Genomic DNA, 18,252 nt, shown 5'->3' with positions numbered 1-18,252 from the left:
ATGAGCACCCTTGCCTTGCGCGCTCCAGCCGGCCTCTGGGACTTGGCGCACCTGCAGCCGAAGCCCGGCATCGTCGTGCCCGGCGACACCATCCCCGCGGTGTTCTGGAAGGCCGTGGAACTGCGCGCCGACAAAGTGTGGATGCGGCAGAAAGAGTTCGGCATTTGGCGCGCCTGGACCTGGCGGCAAACCGCTGATGCGGTGCGCGAGATTGCGGGCGGCCTGCTGGCGCTCGGCTTTGGCCAAGGGGAGTGCGCATCGATCCTCGCCAACACCGTCATCGAATGGGTGCTGTGCGATGTTGCCGTGCTCAGCTGCGGCGGCGTGTCGAACGGCATCTACCCCACCGACGCGGCTTCGCAGGTGCACTATCTTTGCGAAGACTCCCGCACCACCGTGCTCTTCGTGGAAGACGACGAGCAGCTCGACAAGGCGCTCGAAGTGCGCGCCCAACTGCCCATGCTGCGCAAGGTCGTCGTGTTCGACATGGAGGGCCTGCGCGACCTCGACGACCCCGGCGTCATCAGCCTGGGCGCACTGCGCGCGCTGGGCCGGGAGTACCTGCAGGCGCATCCGCAGGCGCTGGAGCAGCGCATTGCCGCCTGCCGTCCCGAAGACCTGGCCATCCTCGTCTATACCTCGGGCACCACCGGCAAGCCCAAGGGCGCGATGCACAGCCACCGCGGGCTGGTGTACACCATGCGCGGCTACAACTCCCTGCTGGCGCAAGGCGAGGGCGACGAGCGCATGTGTTTTTTGCCGCTGTGCCACATCGCCGAGCGCATGGGCGGTGAGTATTTCGCGATGTACACCGGCTCGATTCTCAACTTCGTCGAGAACCCGGAGACGGTGCCCGAGAACGTGCGCGAGATTTCGCCCACCGTGTTCACCGCCGTGCCGCGCGTGTGGGAGAAGTTCTATTCGGGCGTGATGATCGCGCTGAAGGAAGCGAGCCGGCTGCAGCAGGCCGCCTACGGCTGGAGCATCGGCGTGGGCCAGCAGATTGCCGAGCGCGTGCTGCAGGGCCAGCCGGTGGGCGCGGGGCTGCGCCTCAAGTTCCGCGTGGCGCGGTGGCTGGCGCTCAACAACGTGCGCAAGCTCATCGGGATTCACCGTGCCCGGTTCCTCGTGACCGGCGCGGCGCCGATTTCGCCCGATCTCGTGCGCTGGTACCTGGCGCTGGGCGTGCCGATGCTGGAGGTATGGGGCATGACGGAATCGTGCGGCGCCTCCACGGGCGTGCCGCCGTCGCGGATCATGCCGGGCTCCATAGGCCCGGCCACCAGCTACAACGAGGTTCGCCTCGATCCGCAGACCGGCGAAATCCTGGTGCGCGGCCCCAATGTCTTCATGGGGTACCTCAACCTGCCGGAGAAAACCGCCGAAACCATCGACGCCGACGGCTGGCTGCATACCGGCGACGTCGGCACGGTCGACGCGGGAGGGTATTTCCGCATCACCGACCGCATGAAGGACATCATCATCACGGCAGGTGGAAAGAACATCACGCCGAGCGAGCTGGAGAACGAACTCAAGTTCAGCCCCTACATCACCGATGCGGTGGTGATCGGCGACAAGAAACCCTACCTGACGGTGATCGTGATGATCGATCAGGAGAACGTCGAGAAGTTTGCGCAGGACCATGATGTGCCGTTCAGCAACTACGAAAGCCTGACGCGTGCGCAAGAGGTGCTGGACCTGATCCAGGGCGAGATCGATCGCGTCAACGCGAAGTTTGCGCGGGTCGAGCAGATCAAGAAGTTCTTCCTGCTCGAGACGCAGTTGAGTGCCGAGGACGAAGAGCTCACGCCGACGATGAAGCTCAAGCGGAAATTGGTGCAGACCAAGTACGCCGAGCGCATCGAGGCGATGTATCGCTGACGGACATTGCCGAACCGTTTTTTGTCAACCCGAGGAGACAACCCCATGAAGCTCAAGACAGTGACGACTCTGGCCGTGCTGGGCCTGATCGCGACGTTCGCGTCCGCGCAGCAACAGGGCGTGAGCAAGGACGAGATCCGGATCGGCACGATCCAGGACTTGTCGGGGCCGCTCGCGGGCTTCGGCAAGCAGGCGCGCAACGGCATGCAGCTGCGCGTGGACGAACTCAACGAGCAGGGCAACATCAACGGCCGCAAGCTCAAGCTCTTCGTCGAGGACTCGGGCTACGACCCGAAGAAGGCCGTGCTCGCGGCGCAGAAGCTGGTCAACCAGGAAAAGATCTTCATCATGGCCGGCCACATCGGCACGGCGCAGAACATGGCGGCCATGCCGGTTCAGTTCGAGAAGAACATCGTCAACTTCATGCCCATTACCGCGGCGCGCGAAATGTACGACCCGCTGCACCGGCTCAAGTACTCGTTCGCGGCCACCTACTACGACCAGATCCGCCTCGCCCTGCCCAAGATGATCAAGGACAAGGGCGCGAAAAAGGTCTGCACCATCTACCAGGACGACGAGTTCGGCCTCGAAGTGCAGCGCGGCGCCGAGGCGGGGCTGAAGACTGCCGGCTTGGAACTGGCCGAGAAAACCTCGTTCAAGCGCGGCGCCACCGACTTCAGCTCGCAGGTCGCCAAAATGAAGGCCGCCAACTGCGACCTCGTGGTGCTCGGCACCATCATCCGCGAGACCATCGGCACCGTGGGCGAGTCGCGCAAGACCGGCTTCAACCCGACCTTCCTGGGCTCGAGCGCGGCCTATACCGACCTGATCCACAAGCTGGGCGGCAAGGCGATGGACGGCGTCTACGCCACCATGACGGTGCAGAACCCCTACACCGACGAGCAGTCGCAGCCGCTGCGCTTCTGGGCCAACAAGTACAAGACCAAGTTCAACGAAGATCCGACGGTGTTCTCGGTGTACGGCTACATCATCATCGATTCGTTCATCAAGGCGGCGCAGAAGGCCGGCCCGAATCTCTCGACCGACAGCTTCATCAAGGCCATGGACAGCATGACCTTCGAGCCCGACATGTTCGGCAGCGCGAAGAGCACCTATACCGCCACCAAGCGCCTGGGCAACGACCAGTCGCGCCTGTCGCAAATCAAGGACGGCAAGTGGGTCGTGGTGTCTGATTACGTGACGCCGTAAGCAGCGCTCGCCAGTACCGGGGAGGGCGGCTATATTCGCTCGCGAAACTCCCTCGCGAGATTGCCATGCCCCAGTACTGGTTGATGAAATCCGAGCCCGACGAGGTCTCGATCGACGATGCGCTCGCTGCGCCCAACGCCACCGTGGCGTGGACGGGCGTGCGCAACTATCAGGCACGCAACTTCATGCGCGACGGCATGAAGGTCGGCGACGGCGTGCTGTTCTATCACTCGAGCTGCCCGGAGCCGGGCATCGCGGGCATTGCGCGCGTGGCCTCGGGCATCAAGGCCGACCCGACGCAGTTCGACCCGAAGTCGCCGTACTACGACGCGGCCTCGAAGAAGGACGATCCGCGCTGGCTGCTGGTCGACGTGCAGGCCGTTCGCAAGACGCGGCTGCTGGCGTTGCCCGAGCTGCGCGCCAAGCCCGAACTGGCCGAGCTGATCGTGCTGCGCAAGGGCAACCGGCTGTCGATCACGCCGGTCGAGCCCGCGCACTGGCGAATCATCGAGAAGATGCTGGCCTGAATCGGTCAGCTCACGCGCTGGAGGATCGGGAACAGCTTGCCGAGGCCGTCGGCCATGACTTCGACCGCGAGCGCCGCGAGGATCAGGCCCATGAGCCGGGTCATGATGTTGATGCCCGTCTTGCCGAGCACGCGGGCAATCGGCTGCGCGAGCGAAAACGCCAGCGCGGTGGCCAGTGCCACCACCACGCCGTAGCCCACCAGCAACCCGAGCTCCCACAGGTGCTTCGTCTTGTCGGCGTAGATCACCACGGTGGAAATGGTGGCCGGCCCGGTGAGCAGCGGAATGGTGAGGGGCACCACCGCGATGGACGCGCCCATCGATGCTTTCACTTCGGTGGCGCGCAGTTCCTCGACGTTGGTCTTGCTCTCGGCCGGCTTTGCATTGAGCATCGACAGCGAGCTCATGAGCAGTAGCAGGCCGCCGCCCACCTGGAAACTGGCAATCGAAATTCCGAAGAACGCCAGCAGCTGCAACCCGATGAGCGCGCTGACCGCAATCACCACGAACGCGCTGAAGGCCGACATGCGCACGGTGTGCCGGCGCTGCGCATCGGAATACCCCTGCGTGTAGTGGATGAAGAAGGGCACGATGGCCAGCGGGTTGACGATGGCCACCAGCGTGACCAGCGGCTTGATCAGGTCCATCGAAGTGCTCATCGGACAGCCTCCGCGCTGCGCGCTGCGGTATTCGCCTTGGGAGCGGCCCTGCGGCTCATGCTACCTCCCCCCCGCCACGTCGAGCAGGGCCATGGTGGTGTAGCTGGCCTCGGCGGACAGCAGCCACAGGATGGCGCCGGCAATTTCCTCGGCAGTGCCGGTGCGCTGCATCGGCACGGTGGGCGCAAGCTCGAAGGCGCGGTCGGGCATGCCGCCGGAGGCGTGGATCTCGGTGTCGATCAGGCCCGGGCGCACCGCGTTGACGCGGATGCCCTCGGCGGCCACTTCCTTGGCCAGGCCGATGGTGAAGGTGTCGATGGCGCCCTTGCTCGCCGCGTAGTCGATGTACTGGCCGGGCGAGCCCAGCCGCGCGGCGGCGCTGGAGACATTGACGATGGCGCCGCCCGATCCGCCGTGCCGGGTGCTCATGCGCCGCACCGCTTCGCGCGCGCAGATGAAACTGCCGATCACGTTGACGCGGAACATGCGTTCCAGGCGCGCCACGCTCATTTCGTCGACACGGGCCTGCACGTCGACGACGCCCGCATTGTTGACCAGCGCCGTGAGGCGGCCGAGCTTGGCATCGACTTTCTCGAACATGGCAAGCACCTGGGCTTCGTCGCCCACGTCGGCCTGCACGGCCATGGCGGTGCCGCCGTCCGCGCGGATGGTGCGCACCACATCGTCGGCGGCGAGCGAGTTGCTGGCGTAGTTGACGGCCACCGCGTAGCCACGCCGTGCCGCCAGCAAGGCGGTTGCGGCGCCGATGCCGCGGCCGCCGCCCGTGATCAAGAGAACCTGGTCCAAATCCGACCTCCTGCACAAAAACTGCGTGTCAGTTAAAACCGTTGGCTTGGATTACATCATCGAGGGCGAGCGCCTGAGCCCCGCCCGGCCGCCCGAAGGGGCTTGCGCCGCAGCCCGTCAGGGCGGAGGTTAACGAATGAGCCATACGATCGACTATTACTTTGCGCCGCAAAGCCCCTGGACATATCTGGGACATGCCCGGTTCGCAGCCATTGCGGCCGCGGCCGGCGCCACGGTGCGTGTGCGGCCGGTGGACCTGGGCAGCGTCTTTCCGATCTCGGGCGGGCTCCCCCTCGGCAAGCGCGCGCCACAGCGCCAGGCCTACAGGCTGGTGGAACTGGCGCGCTTTTCGCGCCATCTCGATCTGCCGCTGAACCCGAAGCCGAAGTTCTTTCCGGTGGCGGGCGACGACGCGGCGCGTCTCATCATCGCGGTAGACCTGCACGATGGCACCGAGGCCGCCATGCGGGTGTGCGGCGCGGTATTTAAGGCGGTCTGGGTGCAGGAGCGGAATATTGGCGATCCCAAGGTGCTCGAAGCGCTGGTCGCAGAATGCAGCCTGCCGCCCAAGCGCATGGAGCAGTCGCTGAGCCAGACTGTGCAGGAGCGTTACGAGGCTTACACGCAGGAAGCGATCGACATCCAGGTGTTCGGCGCGCCCAGTTATGTAGTTGACGGCGAGATCTTCTGGGGCCAGGACCGGCTCGACTTTGTCGAACGCGCACTGCAGCAACGGCGCTAGCGCAGCTCGCTACTCATTCATTCATCCATCCACTCATTTATTCGCAATTCAAGGAGCATCACAACCATGGGTCAATTCATCGATCTCACCGCCAAGGACGGTTTCGTTTTTCCGGCCTACGTGGCCGAGCCCGCAGGCAAGCCGCGGGGCGCGGTGGTCGTGGTGCCGGAAATCTTCGGGGTCAACTCGCACATCCGCTCGGTGGCCGACGGTTATGCGGCGGACGGCTATCTGGCGGTGTCGCCTTCGACCTTCCATCGCGTAAAGCCCGGCGTCGAGCTCGGCTACAGCGACGAGGACATGAAGGCCGGTTTTGCCCTGAAGACCGCCGTCGAGGCGCTGCCCGCGCCCGGCGTGCTGCAGGACATCGAAGCCGCCATTGCCTATGCGTCCAAGGCCGGCAAGGTGGGCATCGTCGGTTTTTGCTGGGGCGGCCTGCTGGTCTGGCGCGCCGCCAGCCTGCTTCCGGGGCTCGCTGCCGCGGCGCCGTACTACGGCGGCGGCATGACCACGCCGGAAGAAACCGCGCGCCAGCCGAAGGTGCCGGTGCTGGCGCATTTCGGCAACCAGGACCACTGGATTCCGCTGGACACCATCGAGGCCTTCAAGAAGGCGCACCCCGAGGTGGAAGTGCATGTCTATGAATCGGGCCACGGCTTCAACTGCGACCAGCGCGGCTCGTACAACGCCGAGGCCGCCAAGCTGGCGCGTGCGCGCACGCTGGAGTTCTTTGCCAAGCACGTCGGCTGAGCGAGCCTGTGCCAAGCGAAGCCCGGCCCATGCCGGGCTTTCTTATTTTTTCTTTTGCGAGCCGGGCCCCTTGCCGACGCGGGTCTGGAGAAAGTCGAGCAAGGCGCGCAGGGCGGCGCTGTTGTGGCGCCGCTGCAGATAGGCGGCCGAGAGCCACATGTCCTTGCGCGCATAGCCTTGCAGCACCGGCACCAGTTCGCCGTGGTCGATGTGCGACTGCACGAGGATCGAGGGCAGGTAGATCACGCCGAAGCCGCGCATCGCGACCCGGATCAGCGGCGCGCCCTCGGTGCAGTCCATGCGGCTTTTTACCGATACGTCCAGCGGCTGGCCGCCGTCGTCGAAGCGCCAGACCGGCTGGGCGCCCAGCAGGGAATGCGTGAGCGCGTCGTGTCCCGCAAGGTCGCGCGGATGCTCGGGCTTGCCGTGCTTCTTCCAATAGACCGGCGAGGCGCAGACCACCATGTCCATGAGCATCAGCTTGCGCACGATCAGGTTGGCGTCCGCAACCGGGCCGCTGCGGATGTCGACGTCGATGCCTTCTTCCGCGAGGTCGACCGCGCGATTGGTCAGCTGCAGGCTGATGCTCACGTCCGGGTAATAGCGCATGAAGTCGGCCAGCAGATTCGGAAACTCGCCGTTGCCCATGCCGTGCGGGGCCGAAATGCGCAGGCGGCCGCCGGGCTGGCTCGCGCGTTCCTGCAATTCGGCCTGGGTGAGTTCCACCATCTCGAGCACCGGGGTGCTGCGCTCGAGCAGCAGCTGTCCGGCGTCGGTCAGGCTCACGGAGCGTGTGGAGCGGTTGAGAAGACGCACGCCGAAGCGCGTTTCGAGTTCGGCCACATACTTGCTGACGGTGGCTTTCGACATGTCGAGCTTTTTGGCCGCATGCGAGAAGCTGCCGTGCGAAGCAACCTCCCGGAAGGTTCTGATCAGATCGAGACTGTCCATGTCAAAGCGCCTATTGTTTCCGTTCCGGGAACGGCATGCGCCGATTTTCCAGCGAACCTGCTGAATCGAGTGCATGCCTTCGGGCTGTCATTGTTTCAATAGAGGAAACACGGTGTCTCTGTTCCACGTGTTTTGCAGAGGTCATTCAGCTGGAAACTCGCCGCACAGGTGAGCGAACGAGCGAGCCTGCTGGACGAACCATCCAACGAACACAAGGAACTGAAAAATGAAGACCTCGCACATCCTCGCCGCCGCTGCCCTGACCCTGATGGCCGTTACCGGCGCTCAAGCTGAAACCTACGAAGGCGTGAACACCGCCGTCTCGACCAAGAGCCGCGACGAAGTGAACGCCGAAGCCGTGCGCACCGCATCGGCTCCGAACCAGAACGTGACCCGCGGTTCGCGCGGCCCGGAAACGGTCGCCGTGTCGAAGGACCGCGCCCTCGTCGAAGCCGAAGCGATTCGCACCGCCTACGCTCCCGACCAGAACGTGACCGGCGGCTCGCGCGTCAACAGCAAGGTCATCTCGACGATGGCCCACCCGATGGACGCACGCGTCCAAGCCCAGCAAGGCTCGGGCGCAGTCGCCAAGTAAGTCCGGCGAAAACGCTGCCCTCGCGGGCAACAAAAAGGCCACGCAACAGCGTGGCCTTTTTTGTTTTGGGGGGCGGCGGAGTTCAGCGCGTGCGTGCCAGGTAGCGCTTGCGCCAGAACACCACGACCAGCATCAGCGCGATGATCAGCATCGCGCTCATCGCGATCCAGAACCCGTCCGCCTTGTGCACCAGCGGAATGAACTCGAAGTTCATGCCGAAGATGCCGGCGATGAGATTGAGCGGCAGGAAGATGGCCGTCAGCGCGGTGAGCACCCGCATGATGTCGTTGGCGCGGTGCCCCTGCACGCTGAAATGCATCTGCACCGCGGTTTCCGCGTTCTGCTCGAGCCGGTGCACGTGGTGCACCACGCGTTCGATGTGTTCGAGCACGTCGCGGCTGCGCACCATGATCAGTTCCCGCTCGCGTTGTTCTGTTTCGTTTTTGGGCGTGGGCAGCGTCTCCAGCGAATCGATCCAGTCCTGGATGGCGGCGCGCTGGTCTTCGCAGATTTCGTCCAGGTGGTGCAGCGACTGCCGGGCTTCCATCAGCGCGCCCCAATTGGTGAAGCGGCTGCGCGGATCGATCAGTTCGGTCTGCCAATGGTCGAGCTGGCGCGTGAGTTCGCGGCGCATGTCCAGATAGCCGTCGACGATCTGGTTGATGACGCGCAGCATCAGGTCGGCGGTGCCGGTGGGCACGCGGGCCGAGGTGGCGCGCACGTCGAGCGCCGGGGCGCCCTTGTCGTCCGGCGATCCGGCGGCGAGCAGGCGGGCGGCAAAGGCGTCGCGCACCGCGCCGTCTTCGGGGTGCACCGACAGCAGCACGCGGTCGAACAACGCAAAACCCACCGGACGGGTGTCGACCCGGCGCAGCACCGGAGGGCCGCGGCGCAACGGCGTGGGCAGGGGCGGCTCGCCGCCCGTGGTGCCTTTGCCGTTACCCAAGGCGGCTTGGCCGGGGCCGGTCGAGAGGCGGCGGAACACCAGCACGTCGTACTTCGAGGTGTAGTCGTAGTGCGAAGGCAACTGGTCGTTGAGCAGGTCCGCCACATGCAGGTCGACCAGCTGGGTGAGGCAAAGGGACTGCAGGATCTGCTGAACCTCCGCCAGCGACGAGCGAAACTCGTCCCTGGTGAGCGAAATCCAGAGATAGCCTTGCGCGGCGCAGGCCCCCGGCACCGTGAGCGGCGCCAACGCCGGATGCTCGCTGACCTGCGAGCGGCTGATTTCGAAGATGCGCATGGCCGGCCTTGTTGCTCTATTTTTAGGAAATCCCGATCGGCCCGCCCCGCAGGTCCGAAGGCGAAGTGCTATTGTTTTTGTAGCAAGCGTGCGGCGTCAAGTGCGAAGTAGGTGAGCACGCCATCGGCACCGGCGCGCTTGAACGCGAGCAGGCTCTCGAGCACCACCGCGTCGTGGTCGAGCCAGCCGTTCTGGGCGGCGGCCTTGAGCATCGCGTATTCGCCGCTCACCTGGTAGGCGAAAGTGGGCACGTGAAACTCGTCCTTCACGCGGCGCACGATGTCGAGGTACGGCATGCCGGGCTTGACCATCACCATGTCGGCGCCCTCGGCAATGTCGAGCGCCACCTCACGCAGCGCCTCGTCGCTGTTGCCCGGGTCCATCTGATAGACCTTCTTGTTGCTCTTGCCGAGCGTCGCGGCCGAGCCGACGGCATCGCGGAACGGGCCGTAGAAGGCGCTGGCGTACTTGGCGCTGTAGGCCATGATCCGGGTGTGAATGTCGCCGCGCGCCTCCAGGGCCGTACGAATGGCGCCGATGCGCCCGTCCATCATGTCGCTCGGCGCCACGATGTCGACGCCCGCCCGCGACTGTGTGAGCGCCTGCTTCACCAGGACTTCAATGGTGGCGTCGTTGATGATGTAGCCGGTGTCGTCGAGCAGGCCGTCCTGCCCGTGGCTGGTGTAGGGGTCGAGCGCCACGTCGGTCATGACGCCGAGCTCCGGAAAGCGCGCCTTGAGGGCGGCGACCACGCGGGGAATCAGCCCGTCGGGATTGAACGCCTCGTCCCCCGCGGGCGTCTTGAGGCTGGCGTCGATCACCGGAAAAAGCGCCATCACCGGAATGCCGGCTTCCACGCACTGCTCTGCCACCGGCAGCAGCAGGTCGAGGCTCAGGCGGTCCACGCCGGGCATCGAAGGCACGGCATCGCGCTTTTTTTCCCCTTCCTGCACGAACACCGGGTAGATGAGATCGTGCGCCGTCAATGCGTGCTCCCTGACCAGGTCGCGGGTGAAAGTATCGCGGCGCAAGCGGCGGGGCCGGCCGGCCGGGTACATGGCAAAGGAAGAGGAAGGGGGCGTCATAAGCGGAAAATTGTGCCTGAAGCGTTGGATTGCAGTACGGCCCGGTGCATAAGGTTGTCCGACAAGAATACAAATTAGTAGCCCGAAGGTTCTCTTTTTTTCTAGAAAAATGTCAAAGAAAGTGGGCGATTCGCTTGAAACCTTGTTTCGTCTTTGTTAAATTCTGAAGCGGGCGGCTTGCCGCTCCCCGCTTTTCCTCCCTGAGCGGGTGCCTTGATGTGTGACAGCAAAAGGGCTTCCCAGCCCGGCGTGAAGACGTCGGGCTTTTTTTTGCCTGCTGCGTGGTCAGCTTGGCGGGCAAAGGCCAGGAGATGGCGCAGTCGACCACTAAACTGCCTCCCATGCTCTGGGTCAAATCTCTTCACATCGTCTTCATTGCGAGCTGGTTCGCGGGGCTGTTCTATCTGCCGCGCATCTTCGTCAACCTGGCCATGGTGCCGCCCGAATCCGTTGCGGAGCGCGAGCGTCTGCTGCTGATGGCGCGCAAGCTGTTGCGCTTCACGACCTTTCTGGCCGTTCCGGCGCTGGGCTTCGGCCTTTGGCTCTGGCTGGGCTATGGCATCGGGCGCGGCCCCGGCAATGGCTGGATGCACGCCAAGCTGGCCCTGGTTCTCGTGGCCATCGGTTATCACCATGGCTGCGGTGTGCTGCTGCGCCGCTTCGTGGCGGGCGGCAACCGGCGCAACGACCGCTGGTACCGCTGGTTCAATGAACTGCCAGTCCTGCTGCTGCTCGGCATCGTGGTGCTGGTGGTCGTCAAGCCGTTCTGAGCCCGGTATCCACGGTGGAGACGAAGCACAAGTCCGCCGCACTGCCCCTTGCGCTCGCCTATGCGGCGTTGATCGTCTACGCCAGCCTGTATCCGTTCGCCGACTGGCGCGACCAGGGCATTGCGCCCTGGGCCTACCTTTCGGCGTCGTGGCCCAAGTACTGGACCGGCTTCGACTTCGCGGTCAATGTGGGGGGCTACGTTCCCTTTGGCTTCCTGTGCGCGCTGGCGGTGCTGCGCACGCGGCCGGACCCCAGCGGCTGGCGCGCCATGTTGCGTGCCACCCTGGCCGGCGCCGCGTTGGCCTTTGCCATGGAGACGCTGCAAAGCTATCTTCCGGCACGCATTCCTTCCAATGTGGATCTGGGCCTGAACACGTCCGGCGCGCTTCTGGGGGCGATGCTGGCGGCGGGGCTGGAGCGCCTCGGAGCGGTGGCGCACTGGAGCCGTACGCGTTCGCAGTGGTTTGTCGACGATTCGCGCGGCGCACTGGTGCTGCTGGCCCTGTGGCCCTTTGCTCTCCTGTTTCCGGCGGCGGTGACCTTCGGGCTCGGTCAGGTGTTCGAGCGGCTGGAAGTCGCAGTCTCGGAGTGGTTGCTCGACACACCCTTCATCGACTGGATGCCGCTGCGCCAATTCGAACTCGAACCGCTGGTGCCCGCCGCCGAATTGCTGTGCGTGATGCTCGGTGCACTGGTGCCGTGCCTGTTGGCTTTCCTGGTGACGCGCACGGTCGCCCGGCGTGCCGTGCTGTTGCCGCTCACGCTGCTGGCGGGCATCGGCGCCTCGGCGCTGTCGGCGGCGCTGAGCTATGGGCCCGAGCATGCATGGGCCTGGCTGGGCTTGCCGGCGCAGGTCGGCATTGCGACGGCTCTTTTTGCCGGCATGCTGCTGCTGGGCGCGCCGCGCCGGCTGTGCGCGGCCTTGCTGCTGGTGGGGCTCGTGATCCAGCTGAGCCTGTTGAACCAGGCGCCCGAGAGCGCTTATTTCGCGCAGACCCTGGCCACCTGGGAGCAGGGGCGCTTCATCCGCTTTCATGGCCTGGCGCAGTGGCTGGGCTGGCTCTGGCCTTTTGCGGTTCTTGCCTATGTGGTGGCCGCGCTCTCGCGGCGGAGCCAGGCGGTAGCCTGAAGCAAGCGGCGGGCGTCACTAAAATCCCCTGATGCCCAGTTCCACCCCTGCCGCTCCGCGCGGCTACTACGGTCGCCATATCTTCTTTTGCCTGAATGAGCGCAAGAACGGGGAAGACAGCTGCGCCCTGCACAACGCCCAGCAAGGCTTCGACCGTTGCAAGGCAAAGGTCAAGGAGGCAGGGCTGGCCGGGCCGGGCAAGGTGCGTGTCAACAAGGCGGGCTGCCTCGACCGTTGCGCCGGTGGCCCCGTGGCGGTGGTTTACCCCGAAGCGGTCTGGTACACCTTCGTCGATGCCGACGACATCGATGAGATTGTCGAGTCGCATCTGAAGAACGGCGAAGTCGTCGAGCGGCTCCTGCTGCCTCCGGATGTCGGCCGCTGAACTTTTTCGGAGATTCCAAGCTCGTACCGTGCGCTCGGCGCGTCGCGGTCGCGCAGTCCTATTTCTTGCACCATGAATTCCCAGACCGAAAAGATCCGTCTTCAAGGCGCCGCCGGCGTCATCGAGGTCCAGCGCGATCTGCCGGCCGATGCCTCGCGCGGCATTGCGGTCATCGCTCATCCGCATCCGCTGTTCGGCGGCACCATGGACAACAAGGTGGTGCAGACCTTGGCACGTGCCTTCGTCTCCTGCGGCTGGACCACGGTGCGCTTCAACTTCCGCGGCGTGGGTGCGAGCGAAGGCGTGCATGACGAAGGGCGCGGCGAGTGCGAGGACATGCTGAATGTCGTAAGCCAGCTCGCTCCCGAAGGGCCGGTGGCCATTGCCGGGTTTTCGTTCGGCGCCTTCGTGGCGAGTTGCGCAGCTGAAAAGCTCTGGGCTTCGCGCGACATTCGCCAGCTTGTGCTCGTTGGAGCGGCGGCTTCGCGGTTTTCCGTGGCTACGCTGCCGACCGAGGCGCACGAGCGCACACTGGTGATCCATGGCGAAGCCGACGACACGGTGCCGCTGGCGGCTGTCATGGACTGGGCGCGGCCGCAGTCACTTCCTGTCACGGTTGTCCCCGGGGGCGGCCATTTCTTTCACGGACAATTGCCGCTGCTCAAGAGTCTGGTCGTCCGCCACCTTCGCGCGGGCACCGCATGAAAGCCCTTCGGGCTTGTTTTCGTTCTCTCCCAATTTCTCCCATGAATCGTTTTTTTGACGCGTTTCGCGCGCTGGTGCTGACCGCCGCCGCATCGGTGTGCATGATTGCCGCGGCCCAGGTGCCGGCGCCGCCGGAAATTGCCGCGCGCAGCTACCTGCTGCTCGACGTCACCGCCAACCAGATCCTCGCGCAGAAGGACATCGACAGCCCGGTCGAGCCCGCCTCGCTCACCAAGCTGATGTCGGCCTACATCGTGTTCGACGCCCTGCGCGCCAAGAAGATCACCCTGAGCCAGACCTTTCCGGTCAGCCAGCGCGCCTGGAAGATGCCCGGATCGCGCATGTTCATCGACCCCAAGATGCAGGTGCCGGTGGAAGACCTGATCAAGGGGCTCATCGTGCAGTCGGGCAACGACGCCACGGTGGCGCTGGCCGAAGGCGTGGGCGGCACGGTGGAGCATTTCGTCGAACTCATGAATGCCCAGGCCAAGGCGCTGGGCATGAAGAACACGAGCTACAAGAACCCCGAGGGGCTGACCGCGCCCGGCCACACCACTACGGCGCGCGACCTGAGCATTCTTGCGACGCGCCTGGTGCGCGACTTCCCGGAAGAGGCCAAGTACTACGCCATCAAGAAGTACCGCTACCCCGGTACGCCGTCGACCAACGACACCAACCGCAACCTGTTGCTGTTTCGCGACCCGACCGTCGACGGCCTGAAGACCGGCCATACCGAAGCGGCCGGCTACTGCATGATCGCCACCGCCAAGCGCGATTTTCCGAACCTCGCCGGCGGCCGCCGCCTGCTGTCGATCGTGCTGGGCACCTCGGGCGAAACCGTGCGCGCCAACGAGTCGCAGAAGCTGCTGAACTGGGGTTACACGGCTTACGACGCCGTTCGCCTGTTCGAGGCCGGCCAGCCAGCCGCCACGCCGGCGGTCTGGAAAGGCAAGGCCAATACGCTCAAGCTGGGCCGCCCGGAAGCCATCGTGGTCGCGGTGCCGGCCGGGACCGCCAGCAAGATCAAGACCCAGGTGGCTCGCCCCGAGCCGCTGGTGGCGCCGTTCACCAAATACCAGCCCGTAGGCTCGCTCAAGGTAACCCTGGACGACCAGCCTTTGGCCGATGTGCCTCTGGTGGCGCTGGAAGCTGTCGAGCAGGCAGGTATTTTTGGCCGCGCCTGGGACGCCGTGCGGCTCTGGATCAAGTGATGCCAGCACATTGGAATTGCTGACGGCGGGAGCGACTGCTATACTCGTGGGCTTTTCGGAATTTTCCGAAGGGTTTCACGTTTTCGTTATTCCCGGCTTCCTTGCCTTGCGTCACGTCAAGGACAAGGGCGGTTCACAGCCAAAAGCCGGGTTGTTTTGGGACTTATTCATTCATGCCAACCATCAATCAACTGGTGCGTCAGGGTCGAACGGTCGAAAAGATCAATTCGAAGAGCCCTGCCATGCAGAACTCGCCGCAACGCCGCGGTGTCTGCACCCGCGTCTACACCACGACGCCAAAGAAGCCCAACTCGGCGCTTCGTAAAGTTGCCAAGGTCCGTCTGACCAATGGCTTCGAAGTCATTTCCTACATCGGCGGCGAAGGCCACAACCTGCAGGAACACAGCGTCGTGCTGGTTCGCGGCGGTCGTGTCAAGGACTTGCCCGGTGTTCGCTACCACATCGTGCGCGGTTCGCTCGACTTGCAAGGCGTGAAAGACCGCAAGCAGTCGCGCTCCAAGTACGGCGCGAAGCGTCCCAAGAAGGCTTAAGCCTTCCTGTCGTCAAAAAACAAACGGTGTTCGGTTGCCTTGGCGGGCACATCGAACGAAGTGACCCACTGTCGGGTCGAGTAAGTGAGAGTCCGGAATGGCTCTCGCGGTGCCGGAAGCGGTGCCAACTGAAGCAAAGAGGTTAGTAACATGCCACGTCGTCGCGAAGTCCCCAAACGTGAAATCCTGCCGGATCCCAAGTACGGCAATGTCGAACTGTCGAAATTCATGAACGTGATCATGGAAGGCGGCAAGAAGGCGATCGCCGAGCGCATCATTTACGGTGCACTCGACTTCATCGAAAAGAAGAACCCTGACAAGGACCCGCTCGAAGCTTTCACCGTTGCCATCAACAACGTGAAGCCGATGGTCGAAGTCAAGTCGCGCCGCGTCGGCGGTGCCAACTACCAGGTGCCAGTCGAAGTGCGCCCGGTGCGTCGTCTGGCGCTCTCGATGCGCTGGATCAAGGAAGCTGCTCGCAAGCGCGGCGAAAAGTCGATGGCCCTGCGTTTGGCCAACGAGCTGATGGAAGCCACGGAAGGCCGTGGCGGCGCCATGAAGAAGCGCGACGAAGTGCACCGCATGGCAGAAGCCAACCGCGCCTTCAGCCACTTCCGCTTCTAAAAATCAAACTTCGCTTGGGCGTTGGGTGTTGAGTGTCGGGCGACGTCGCCCGTGCTCAAGACCCAGCGCTCAACGCATTTAACCCGAAAGTAAATCATGTCCCGCAAGACCCCCATCGAGCGCTACCGCAACATCGGCATCTCCGCGCACATCGACGCCGGCAAGACCACGACGACCGAGCGCATCCTGTTCTACACCGGTGTGAACCACAAGATCGGTGAAGTGCACGATGGCGCCGCCACGATGGACTGGATGGAGCAAGAGCAAGAGCGCGGCATCACGATCACCTCGGCTGCCACCACCTGCTTCTGGAAGGGTATGGCCGGCAAGTTCGAAGAACACCGCATCAACATCATCGACACCCCCGGCCACGTGGACTTCACCATTGAAGTCGAGCGCTCGATGCGCGTGCTGGACGGCGCTGTCATGGTGTACGACGCGGTCGGCGGCGTGCAGCCCCAGTCCGAAACCGTCTGGCGCCAGGCCAACAAGTACAAGGTTCCGCGCCTTGCGTTCGTCAACAAGATGGACCGCACCGGCGCCGACTTCCTGCGCGTGCGCCAGATGATGGTCGACCGCCTGAAGGCCAACCCCGTCGTGATCCAGATCCCGATCGGTGCCGAAGAGCACTTCCAGGGCATCGTCGACCTCGTGAAGATGAAGGCAATCATCTGGGACGAAGACAAGGGCGTGACCTTCACCTACGGTGAAATCCCCGCGAACCTGACCGACGTCTGCAACGAATACCGTGAAAAGCTCGTCGAAGCCGCTGCCGAAGCGAGCGAAGAGCTGATGAACAAGTACCTCGAAGGCAATGAGCTGACCGAGGAAGAAATCAAGAAGGCCATCCGCCAGCGCACCATCGCCGGCGAAATCCAGCCGATGCTGTGCGGCTCGGCCTTCAAGAACAAGGGCGTGCAGGCCATGCTCGACGCCGTCATCGAATACATGCCGGCACCGACCGACATTCCGCCGGTCAACGGCCTCGACGAAGACGAAGCGCCTGTCACCCGCAAGGCTGACGACGGCGAGAAGTTCTCGGCCCTCGCGTTCAAGCTGATGACCGACCCGTTCGTTGGCCAGTTGACCTTCGTGCGCGTCTACTCGGGCGTGCTGACCAAGGGCGACAGCGTCTACAACCCGGTGCGCGGCAAGAAGGAGCGCATCGGCCGTATCGTGCAGATGCACGCCAACAACCGCGAAGAAGTCAACGAAATCCGCGCCGGCGACATCGCCGCGTGCGTGGGCCTGAAGGAAGTGACCACGGGCGAAACCCTGTGCGATCCCGCGGCCATCGTGACGCTCGAGCGCATGGTGTTCCCTGAGTCGGTGATCTCGCAGGCTGTCGAGCCCAAGACCAAGGCCGACCAGGAAAAGATGGGCATCGCGCTCCAGCGCCTTGCACAGGAAGACCCGTCGTTCCGCGTCAAGACCGACGAAGAATCGGGCCAGACCATCATTGCCGGCATGGGCGAACTGCACCTCGAAATCATCGTGGACCGCATGAAGCGCGAATTCGGCGTGGAGGCCAACGTGGGCAAGCCGCAAGTGGCCTACCGCGAAACGATCCGCAAGACCGTCGAAGATGCCGAAGGCAAGTTCGTTCGCCAGTCGGGCGGCAAGGGCCAGTACGGCCACGTCGTGCTCAAGCTCGAGCCGCAGGAAGCCGGCAAGGGCTTCGAGTTCGTCGACGCCATCAAGGGCGGTGTGGTTCCTCGCGAATACATCCCCGCAGTGGAAAAGGGCGTTGTCGAAGCGCTGACGCAAGGCGTGCTGGCGGGCTACCCCGTCGTCGACGTCAAGGTCACGCTGCACTTCGGTTCGTACCACGACGTGGACTCGAACGAAATGGCGTTCAAGATGGCCGCCATCTTCGGTTTCAAGGAAGGCGCCCGCAAGGCCAGCCCCGTGATTCTCGAGCCGATGATGGCCGTGGAAGTCGAAACGCCTGAAGACTACGCCGGCAACGTGATGGGCGACCTGTCCTCACGCCGCGGCATGGTGCAGGGCATGGACGACATGATCGGTGGCGGCAAGTCCATCAAGGCCGAAGTGCCGCTGTCGGAAATGTTCGGCTACTCGACCACGCTGCGTTCGATGTCGCAAGGCCGCGCCACGTACACGATGGAGTTCAAGCACTACGCTGAAGCTCCGCGCAACGTTGCCGAAGCCATCGTGGCTGCCCGCGCAAAGTAAGTTTTCAAGAATGCAGGGTCACGCAGTGCGTGGCTCTCTTTGTCTGCGATCCGGTGCCGCCACGTTCCCGTGCGAGGCGAACCAGCAATCGGGTGCAGACATAAAACCAATACACGGGAATGCTCTTTCAAGGATTGAAAAATGGCAAAAGGTAAATTCACCCGCACCAAGCCGCACGTGAACGTGGGCACGATCGGTCACGTTGACCACGGCAAGACCACGCTGACGGCG

At 64.1% G+C, this 18,252-nt stretch carries 20 protein-coding genes; 15 read left to right on the top strand and 5 right to left on the bottom strand.

All coding sequences use genetic code 11. The annotated features are described in order from the left end of the window. The 3 genes from ABIC94_RS00100 (at position 1) to ABIC94_RS00090 (ending at position 3,617) form a co-directional block, all read left to right on the top strand. Positions 1–1,881: an AMP-dependent synthetase/ligase gene (locus tag ABIC94_RS00100; protein WP_354370473.1), complete on the top strand. Its 1,881-nt coding sequence runs from the start codon at positions 1–3 to the stop codon at positions 1,879–1,881. A 45-nt stretch (positions 1,882–1,926) separates the two neighbouring features. Then, positions 1,927–3,090, top strand: a complete 1,164-nt coding sequence (locus ABIC94_RS00095; RefSeq protein WP_354370472.1) for an ABC transporter substrate-binding protein — start codon at positions 1,927–1,929, stop codon at positions 3,088–3,090. Between the two features lie 65 nt (positions 3,091–3,155). Continuing rightward, positions 3,156–3,617 (top strand): EVE domain-containing protein, encoded by a 462-nt coding sequence (locus ABIC94_RS00090; RefSeq protein ID WP_354370471.1) that lies wholly within the window; start codon positions 3,156–3,158, stop codon positions 3,615–3,617. A gap of 5 nt (positions 3,618–3,622) precedes the next feature. Here ABIC94_RS00090 and ABIC94_RS00085 read toward each other — a convergent pair whose 3' ends face one another. Both ABIC94_RS00085 and ABIC94_RS00080 read right to left on the bottom strand, forming a co-directional pair. Next, entirely contained in the window at positions 3,623–4,276 is a 654-nt protein-coding gene (locus ABIC94_RS00085; RefSeq protein ID WP_354370470.1) for a MarC family protein, read from the bottom strand. 60 nt (positions 4,277–4,336) lie between these two features. Beyond that, positions 4,337–5,083, bottom strand: coding sequence for an SDR family oxidoreductase (locus tag ABIC94_RS00080; RefSeq protein WP_354370469.1), 747 nt, complete (start codon positions 5,081–5,083; stop codon positions 4,337–4,339). Between the two features lie 136 nt (positions 5,084–5,219). Here ABIC94_RS00080 and ABIC94_RS00075 point away from each other — a divergent pair, with 136 nt between their 5' ends. Together ABIC94_RS00075 and ABIC94_RS00070 are read left to right on the top strand one after the other, a co-directional pair. Next, positions 5,220–5,825, top strand: a complete 606-nt coding sequence (locus ABIC94_RS00075) for a 2-hydroxychromene-2-carboxylate isomerase (protein WP_354370467.1) — start codon at positions 5,220–5,222, stop codon at positions 5,823–5,825. Between the two features lie 66 nt (positions 5,826–5,891). Further along, positions 5,892–6,575 carry a dienelactone hydrolase family protein gene (locus tag ABIC94_RS00070; RefSeq protein WP_354370466.1) on the top strand — a complete coding sequence of 228 codons (684 nt, stop codon included), beginning with the start codon at positions 5,892–5,894 and terminating at the stop codon, positions 6,573–6,575. 42 nt (positions 6,576–6,617) lie between these two features. Here the strand turns inward: ABIC94_RS00070 and ABIC94_RS00065 are convergent, their stop codons facing one another. Further along, complete coding sequence (locus ABIC94_RS00065; RefSeq protein ID WP_354370464.1) at positions 6,618–7,526, bottom strand: LysR family transcriptional regulator; 909 nt, start codon at positions 7,524–7,526, stop codon at positions 6,618–6,620. Between the two features lie 226 nt (positions 7,527–7,752). Here ABIC94_RS00065 and ABIC94_RS00060 point away from each other — a divergent pair, with 226 nt between their 5' ends. Continuing rightward, positions 7,753–8,121, top strand: a complete 369-nt coding sequence (locus ABIC94_RS00060) for a DUF4148 domain-containing protein (RefSeq protein ID WP_354370462.1) — start codon at positions 7,753–7,755, stop codon at positions 8,119–8,121. A gap of 82 nt (positions 8,122–8,203) precedes the next feature. Here the strand turns inward: ABIC94_RS00060 and ABIC94_RS00055 are convergent, their stop codons facing one another. Together ABIC94_RS00055 and hemB are read right to left on the bottom strand one after the other, a co-directional pair. Next, positions 8,204–9,364: a magnesium transporter CorA family protein gene (locus tag ABIC94_RS00055; protein WP_354370460.1), complete on the bottom strand. Its 1,161-nt coding sequence runs from the start codon at positions 9,362–9,364 to the stop codon at positions 8,204–8,206. A 68-nt stretch (positions 9,365–9,432) separates the two neighbouring features. Beyond that, on the bottom strand, positions 9,433–10,449 hold the full coding sequence (gene hemB / locus ABIC94_RS00050) for a porphobilinogen synthase (RefSeq protein WP_354370458.1): 1,017 nt from the start codon (positions 10,447–10,449) through the stop codon (positions 9,433–9,435). Between the two features lie 341 nt (positions 10,450–10,790). On the opposite strand from hemB, the gene ABIC94_RS00045 reads away from it, so the two are divergent. From ABIC94_RS00045 to ABIC94_RS00005, 9 genes are all read left to right on the top strand, one after another. After that, positions 10,791–11,219 (top strand): CopD family protein, encoded by a 429-nt coding sequence (locus ABIC94_RS00045; protein ID WP_354370457.1) that lies wholly within the window; start codon positions 10,791–10,793, stop codon positions 11,217–11,219. A 14-nt stretch (positions 11,220–11,233) separates the two neighbouring features. After that, positions 11,234–12,349: a VanZ family protein gene (locus ABIC94_RS00040; RefSeq protein WP_354370456.1), complete on the top strand. Its 1,116-nt coding sequence runs from the start codon at positions 11,234–11,236 to the stop codon at positions 12,347–12,349. Positions 12,350–12,380: 31 nt separating this feature from the next. After that, complete coding sequence (locus ABIC94_RS00035; protein WP_354370455.1) at positions 12,381–12,734, top strand: (2Fe-2S) ferredoxin domain-containing protein; 354 nt, start codon at positions 12,381–12,383, stop codon at positions 12,732–12,734. A gap of 72 nt (positions 12,735–12,806) precedes the next feature. Then, positions 12,807–13,439 carry an alpha/beta hydrolase gene (locus tag ABIC94_RS00030; RefSeq protein ID WP_354370454.1) on the top strand — a complete coding sequence of 211 codons (633 nt, stop codon included), beginning with the start codon at positions 12,807–12,809 and terminating at the stop codon, positions 13,437–13,439. Between the two features lie 41 nt (positions 13,440–13,480). Continuing rightward, positions 13,481–14,650 (top strand): D-alanyl-D-alanine carboxypeptidase family protein, encoded by a 1,170-nt coding sequence (locus tag ABIC94_RS00025; RefSeq protein ID WP_354370453.1) that lies wholly within the window; start codon positions 13,481–13,483, stop codon positions 14,648–14,650. A gap of 173 nt (positions 14,651–14,823) precedes the next feature. Next, positions 14,824–15,201: a 30S ribosomal protein S12 gene (rpsL, locus tag ABIC94_RS00020; protein WP_013543948.1), complete on the top strand. Its 378-nt coding sequence runs from the start codon at positions 14,824–14,826 to the stop codon at positions 15,199–15,201. A gap of 150 nt (positions 15,202–15,351) precedes the next feature. Next, positions 15,352–15,825 (top strand): 30S ribosomal protein S7, encoded by a 474-nt coding sequence (rpsG, locus tag ABIC94_RS00015; RefSeq protein WP_013543947.1) that lies wholly within the window; start codon positions 15,352–15,354, stop codon positions 15,823–15,825. 96 nt (positions 15,826–15,921) lie between these two features. Then, positions 15,922–18,021, top strand: coding sequence for an elongation factor G (gene fusA, locus ABIC94_RS00010; protein ID WP_354370452.1), 2,100 nt, complete (start codon positions 15,922–15,924; stop codon positions 18,019–18,021). 141 nt (positions 18,022–18,162) lie between these two features. Continuing rightward, on the top strand, positions 18,163–18,252 hold a 90-nt coding region (locus ABIC94_RS00005), incomplete at its 3' end, for a GTP-binding protein (protein ID WP_038111923.1).

Source organism: Variovorax paradoxus (genome assembly GCF_040544635.1).
GTDB lineage: Bacteria > Pseudomonadota > Gammaproteobacteria > Burkholderiales > Burkholderiaceae_C > Variovorax > Variovorax paradoxus_R.
Note: the sequence above shows the minus strand (reverse complement) of the source record. Positions and strands in the feature narration are given on the sequence as shown.